The sequence below is a fragment of the Oceanihabitans sediminis genome, from assembly GCF_003337215.1.
GTDB lineage: Bacteria > Bacteroidota > Bacteroidia > Flavobacteriales > Flavobacteriaceae > Oceanihabitans > Oceanihabitans sediminis.
In genome coordinates this window covers 93,159-99,847 of the sequence record NZ_QPIG01000006.1, presented here as the reverse complement: position 1 = coordinate 99,847, position 6,689 = coordinate 93,159, and the positions used below count along the sequence as shown (strand labels likewise).

Here is a 6,689-nt window from a genome sequence, read left to right as displayed (position 1 = left end):
GAAACATGAGCTACCGTAATCGTACCAGAGCAATTATCCGTTTCATCAGTAACAACCGTTACATCAGGCGTAGGAACATCACCAGCACACTGTACATTAATAGGCGCTGGGTTAGATGCTGTTGGATCCTCATTATCCTCAACAGTTACAGTAAAGCTACAAGTAGCAGTATTTCCAGAGGTGTCTACAACTGTCCAATTAATTGTAGTGCCATTAGGGATTTGTTCTCCATTTAATGTAGATCCACTGTTAATATTGTTTGTAACCGAAGCAATTCCACAGTTATCATTTGTAATTGGGTCAAACTCAGCACCTGAAACGGTATAATAACATTGTCCATTGTCTGCTGATTTTGTTTGGTCTCCAATACATGTGATGGTTGGGTCTTCAGTTTCAAGTATTGTAACTGTAAATTCGCAGATTGTAGGTGGAATGGTTGTTGCACCACCTACGAGCCATCTTTCTTCATATTTTATTGTTGTTGTTCCAATAGGGAAAATAGACCCGGGAGGTGGACCTTCAATGGGAGTCATTCCTGCGCCTAAAGTGGAGCTTGTAGGAGGAAACCATGTAACAATAGTGCTACAAAAGCCAGATATTGTGTTTTGTATTATATCTGAAGGACAATTTTCTACCCCTCTCAAAAAGGAAGTATCTTCTTTGTCTATATCATAGCCCGGTCGGAAAGAAACATAGTTTTCTAACGGACTGTTAAAGAAAAAAGGGTTCTCCTTGTGAACGGAAGAAGATTCATTAATATTAATTGGTTTGGATAATCCTGAAAAACTAAATATAAGTGATGTTATTAATAGCGATACAAAAGTGGATTTTTTAATCATATGAAATTGATTTTAGCACGATTTGGTTGTAATAAGTTTTTTTATTTCTTTTTTAAAAAAAAGAAATAGGTGTAAGCTATTAATCTAAAGGGTAAGTTGAATTTAGGCGGTTTTATCTGATATTCAATTATTTATTCGTTAAAATGCAGGGATATTCTTTAACATGTATATATACTTCAATTTTAGTTTAGTATTGTTTTTGAAAACGCACTTTAATTTGTGTTTTGCTTATAATATGATAAAGTATAGTTGAATATGTTGAAAGTATGTTTGTTGTTTAGGGAATATTTTGTGAATATGATACGATGTGTGTGTCGGAAAAATCTCCAAACTTACATATATGATTATGTAGTTTTTTTAATTTGAAACAAGGGGTTATATTTAATCCTAACTTGGTAGTGTTTTCTGTAAAAAAAACTGTGTTTTAATTTAGTCTAAGTTTTTGTAAGCCAGTTTTTAATAGTGTAAGAAAAATTAAGCTGTATAACTATATTAGGATTTGTTTATTAATCTGTATAGTTGTTTTAGGGCGGGTCAATTAACTGCATATCTAATAGGTATAGCGTATATATACCGTATATGCCCTATAGATACTCCGTAGATACCTCGTAGTATGCTTATAGATAATAAAGCTGTCCTTGGATATAAAAAAGGAATAAAAAGGGAGGAAATAAGTTAAGCGAACAGTTGCTTTTGTGGGGGTAATAAAAAAGAATGATCGGTCAGTACCTGGTAGTACAATTTACGTTTTACTATTGTAATAGGTAAGCAGTAATGGGTCTTAAGCAGTAAGCTTTGCTGCAACCCTAGCAGCTGCTTTCTAGCAGTGTTTTCTGTTTACAACGAAAACCTTACTAGTAAAAAAAGGGACTGACACTAGCCCCGACCATTTCGCCTTTCGGCTTATTCTTTAAGCTCTGTGAGCCAGTTAATTTCTTGAATCTTGCTATCTATTTCTCTAAAAGCTCTTGCCGTTTGATCCATTTCCGCTTGTAGCTTTTTGATATCAATAGTGGTTTTTAGATTAGTATCTCCGCTATTATTTATTTGTGCAGCATCACGAACGGTTCGAAGTTTTTCCGAAAGCATTTTTAAAGAATCTCTTTTAGCTAATGCTTCCATAAGAGAGCTTTCTCCTTCTATAGTAGTTTCGTTATTTGTTTTATTTTCTTCAGTTATTCTTGTAAATCCATTAGACTTTCAAGTGCGTAATACAGTCGGTTTTGCGTGTTGTCCTGCGAACCGAAAACAGATCGGTATATTACTCCTTTTTCAGAAATTAATAACCAATGTGGTGTACCTTCTGCTTTAAAAGTGTCATAGATTTTATGATGTTCGTCTATATATATAGGAAACGGAACTTCGCCACTAGTAAAAATACTCTTAATAGCTTCTTTGTCTGCTTCACGATTAGGGAAATTGGTGTGAATTCCCAGCACTTGAATAGAGGGATATTTCTGTTGAAAATCATAAGCTAAAGGGATAGCTCTTCCGGTGCAACCCAAACAATCATTATTATATATAATAACAAGTAAAACCTGATTCTTATAGGTTTTCATTAAATCAACAGTTTGCCCGTCTAAATCTCTAACTTCTATAGATTGTATTGCTGTTTGCATCAGAATTTCTTTAAAAAAGCAAAGTTAAGGTATAATTAGTATATGAACCCTTTTTTTAAAAGAATCCATACTTTTTCACTAAAGTCATTTGTAGGTTTATTTCTTAGCATCTTTAATTAATTTAAAGATTCCTAATGCAAATAAAACTCCAAAAAATACAATGCAGGCAGTGCCTATGATTTTACCAATAAGCATTTCGCTTGTTTCTAGAATGTAAATGCCTAGTAAAATAAACAATAAGGAAAATCCGAAACCTTTAAAGGCAGTCAGTAATTTGTTAGTCATTTTAGCTTAAATTATCAAAAGGTGTTCGTTTCATAAAATAACTGTAGAACTTGGCTATTAAAATTTGTTCGACAGTCTAATTTAAGAAATAAATAGAGAATTGTACACTAGGAAGAATGATTTTGAATGCAAATTATCCACTAATTTATCACCTAAAAAAAAAACCTTGTATGTCGGTACATACAAGGGTTTTTTGTGGAGTCGGAGAGAATCGAACTCTCGTCCAAACAAGTAACCAAATAGCTTTCTACACGTTTATTCTTTTCTTGTTTTTTCGATTGCAAGCTGGTTAAAGACAACCCACTTACAACTTAGCTTCTAAATCTCGAAAGTGCATCAAAGCGCTACACCATCTTAGTTAACTTTTACGATGCCTCTAATAGAACGCCATTAACCAAGGCTTTCAGGAGACATTTAGCCTTCCTACCTAGTAGGACGAGGCATAATCTTACTGAAATTCAGATTACGCAGCTAAAGCGTAGTTATTCTCGCCGTTTAAAATTTGGTCTAGCCTTTTACGTGTATCAATGCCATTACACGACGTGCTTACCATTTCATTAATCTCGCTGTCAAAACCAGTCGACCCCGTTTTAATAATGATATTATTTTGGGCGTTACGCACTTTTGCTTTTAAGGGCAAAAGTGCGTCAGGCTTTCCGCTGTATCTTTTTGTAAATCAGATAGAAATCAACTAAAAGTAATTTCATTTATAAACAATACTTTTCTTACAAAAACTCTCATTTATAAGCTTTACAAAAAGGATGCCGCTGCAATCCTTAACGCATACAAACCTACGCAAAAGCTTCGGTTTGCAGTGCAAAGTTATTAAAAAGTTTGTATAACCATGCAATTCCTATTACTTTAGTGCAAAAATTATTCCAGTCACAACTATCAGACAAAATTTCATAGCACAGTGACAATAATAAACCAACCAATTAAATAATTCGATTGTCACTTTAGTGGCAATAAAAAACCAAGATTTCTATGAAGTTCGCAATCATAAAAGAACGTAAAAATCCGCCAGATAGGCGAGTGGTGTTTTCTCCAGAAAAATTAGCCGAAGCTCGTGAGCAATTTCCGCAAGCCGAGTTTATAGTAGAATCTAGTGATATCCGAATATTCCCAGACGAAGCCTACAAAGCACTAGGGTTTACAGTAACCGATGATGTGTCAGACTGTGATGTAATGCTAGGGGTAAAAGAAGTGCCAATAGAAAACTTAATTCCTAATAAAAAATATTTCTACTTTTCACATACAATAAAAAAGCAACCATACAACCGTAAGCTACTTCAAGCTATGCTTGAAAAAAATATCGAAATGTATGATCATGAAACCATTGTAAAAATGAGTGGTGCTCGTTTAATCGGTTTCGGACGATATGCCGGACTAGTAGGAGCATATAACGGATTTAGAGCATTAGGCTTACGTGACGGATTATTTAACCTGCCAAAAGTAGAAACCTTAGCAGATCTAGATGCTGTAAAAGCAGAACTAGATAAAATTACCATTCCAAATATTAAAATCCTTCTTACAGGAACAGGAAAGGTGGCTCAAGGAGCAAAAGAAATTTTAGACCACTTGCAAATAAAAGAAGTAAGTGATGCTATTTACCTAACCACTCCAAAGTTTACCGAGCCAGTGTATGTAATGGCAGATGTTATGGAATATAACAAACGTATAGATGGTAAAGTAGGAAATAAAAGAGAATTCTATAAAGATCCTTCAGGCTACCAAAGTAATTTCATGCCTTACGCCAAAGAAACCGATTATTTTATTGCAGGGCATTTTTACGGAAACGGAGCACCTTATTTATTTACAAGAGAAGATGCTAAATCATCAGACTTTAGAATAAATCTTATAGCAGATGTTTCTTGTGATGTAGACGGGCCAGTTGCATCAACATTGAGAGCATCCACAATTGCAGATCCTTTTTATGGTTATGATGCAAAAACAGAAAGCGAAGTAGCTTATAATGCAAAAAATGCAATTACGGTAATGGCAGTAGATAATTTGCCATGTGAATTGCCTAAAGATGCAAGTGAAGGTTTTGGAGAAATGTTTCTAGAAAACGTGCTTCCAGCATTTTTTAATGGAGATCAAAGAGGAATTCTAAAGCGTGCTAAAATTACCCAAAACAAAAAACTTACCGATAAATATTCTTATTTGCAGAATTATGTAGATGGAAAATAATAGTTTTGTGTGTAACCAAAACCAAACAATGACCAAAACAGCTTTAGTAACAGGAGCAGCATCAGGATTAGGGTATGAGCTAGCACAATTACTAGCAAAAGACGCTTACAGCTTAATCTTAGTAGATATAAATGCAGATAATTTAGCCAAAGCTAAAGCAGATATAGAAAGTACATTTGGAGTTCAAGTTATAGTTTTAACCAAAGACTTAAGTCTTCCAAACATAGCCCGAGAAATAATAGATGATATTCAAAACAGACCAATTGATGTGTTAATTAATAACGCAGGATTTGGTCTTTTTGGTTCTTTTGCAGAAACAGATTGGGAACGCGAATCTGCAATGTTGCACGTGCATATAATGAGTACAACACACCTTACCAAGCTAGTACTAAAAGGCATGGTAGCCAGAAATTCTGGTAAGATTTTAAATATGTCTTCCCTTGCAGCTTTTCAGCCTGGACCCTTAATGTCTATTTACTACGCTTCCAAAGGTTATATGTTGTCATTTTCAGAAGCTATTGCCAACGAACTAAAAGGAACAGGAGTAACAGTTACTGCCTTTTGCCCAGGGCCAACCAAGACTGCATTCCAAGAAACAGTTTCAGAAGATTGTAAAGACAATAAAATTACATTCAATATGGCAGAAGCAAAATCTGTGGCAGCCTATGGTTATAAAGCTATGTTAAAAGGAAAAGCCTATGCTATTCCGGGTGGGTTTAATAAGTTTCTAGCAACCCTGCCAAGGTTTATACCTAGAAATACCGCAGCGGCTATTGTAAGAAGAATTCAAGAAAAGAATAGGGAGTAAAGATCTTTTAGATAAATAAAAAGACCTCTTAAGATAATAACTTAAGAGGTCTTTTTTTTATGGGGTGTGTTGGTTTAGATTCTAAACCGTCCACCAAAAGAAATGACACGTTGTAAGAACCAAAAATGTTGCGAAGCACTTTCACTGGTGTTACTTGTAGTTCTTATGTCTGGCATATTTATAAATCCACCTCTTAAATCGGTTTCAATAAAAAAGTATTTAAAGAAGGTGAAGTTAAGTCCGAGATTTAAAGATAAACCATAACCTGCTAGATGAAATTCGTCATATCTTTCTTTTTGTAAAAGCGTGGTGTTGGTTTTAGGATATAATATTCCTGCTCCAAATCCTTCGGTGATATTTACTTGAAATTTATCTGTATTATTTATTTTAAAAATAGAAGAGATATCATCAAATCTATTGAATTCTAAATACACATAATTTAAACCGTTGGTATGTTCAAATAATAAAAAGTCTTCAGAAACAAAATAAGGGTCTCCAGTAAATTGTTGGTTGTAGATGCTTCCGGCTTCTTCTGCAGGAAGATCAATATATCCAGAAACATTTTTATACTGGTTTTCTTTCATTACATATTTCATATGGTCTATACCAAATGCAATATTATATTTATCAGAAAGGAAATAACCAACTTTCAGGTTTGTCTGCGGAATGGTCATTCTTGTAGGATTGATATAGTCAATATGCCAACCTTTAGGTTTATCAACAGCAGAGGCATCATGAATGGTAAAATCATAACCCTCTCCTTTAAAACGTATATCTGATTTTGAAAAAGATTCTCTGTTTCCTCCCCAGCTAATAAAGAATTTTCCTTTATTGTTAGCTGTGTATCTTTCTACTTCTGTTTCTTGTGCAATACTAATTACAGGAAATAGGGTAAGGCATAAAAGTACTAATGCCTTTAGCTTTGCTTTTTTCATTAAAATATAATTT

Annotated in this window: 7 protein-coding genes and 1 other RNA gene; 2 read left to right on the top strand and 6 right to left on the bottom strand. The window is 34.1% G+C overall.

Features of this window, described 5'->3' with window-relative positions; translation table 11 throughout:
* The 5 genes from DU428_RS13005 to ssrA all read right to left on the bottom strand — a co-directional run.
* Positions 1-839: HYR domain-containing protein (locus DU428_RS13005; protein WP_114436865.1), on the bottom strand; the 839-nt coding region annotated here is incomplete at its 3' end.
* 903 nt (positions 840-1,742) lie between these two features.
* Positions 1,743-2,018 carry a DIP1984 family protein gene (locus DU428_RS13000; protein ID WP_394340980.1) on the bottom strand — a complete coding sequence of 92 codons (276 nt, stop codon included), beginning with the start codon at positions 2,016-2,018 and terminating at the stop codon, positions 1,743-1,745.
* Positions 2,015-2,458: a TlpA family protein disulfide reductase gene (locus DU428_RS12995; protein ID WP_113966688.1), complete on the bottom strand. Its 444-nt coding sequence runs from the start codon at positions 2,456-2,458 to the stop codon at positions 2,015-2,017. Before DU428_RS12995 ends, DU428_RS13000 begins: the two co-directional genes overlap by 4 nt.
* A gap of 96 nt (positions 2,459-2,554) precedes the next feature.
* Positions 2,555-2,743, bottom strand: coding sequence for a hypothetical protein (locus DU428_RS12990; RefSeq protein ID WP_072352975.1), 189 nt, complete (start codon positions 2,741-2,743; stop codon positions 2,555-2,557).
* Between the two features lie 193 nt (positions 2,744-2,936).
* Positions 2,937-3,330: a transfer-messenger RNA gene (ssrA, locus tag DU428_RS12985) on the bottom strand.
* 397 nt (positions 3,331-3,727) lie between these two features.
* On the opposite strand from ssrA, the gene DU428_RS12980 reads away from it, so the two are divergent.
* Complete coding sequence (locus DU428_RS12980) at positions 3,728-4,933, top strand: NAD(P)-dependent oxidoreductase (RefSeq protein ID WP_072352976.1); 1,206 nt, start codon at positions 3,728-3,730, stop codon at positions 4,931-4,933.
* 28 nt (positions 4,934-4,961) lie between these two features.
* The gene (locus DU428_RS12975) at positions 4,962-5,741 is read left to right on the top strand and encodes an SDR family NAD(P)-dependent oxidoreductase (protein WP_083585170.1); all 780 of its coding nucleotides are present in this window, start codon (positions 4,962-4,964) and stop codon (positions 5,739-5,741) included.
* A gap of 74 nt (positions 5,742-5,815) precedes the next feature.
* Here DU428_RS12975 and DU428_RS12970 read toward each other — a convergent pair whose 3' ends face one another.
* Entirely contained in the window at positions 5,816-6,676 is an 861-nt protein-coding gene (locus DU428_RS12970; protein WP_072352978.1) for a hypothetical protein, read from the bottom strand.
* Positions 6,677-6,689: the final 13 nt, after the last annotated feature.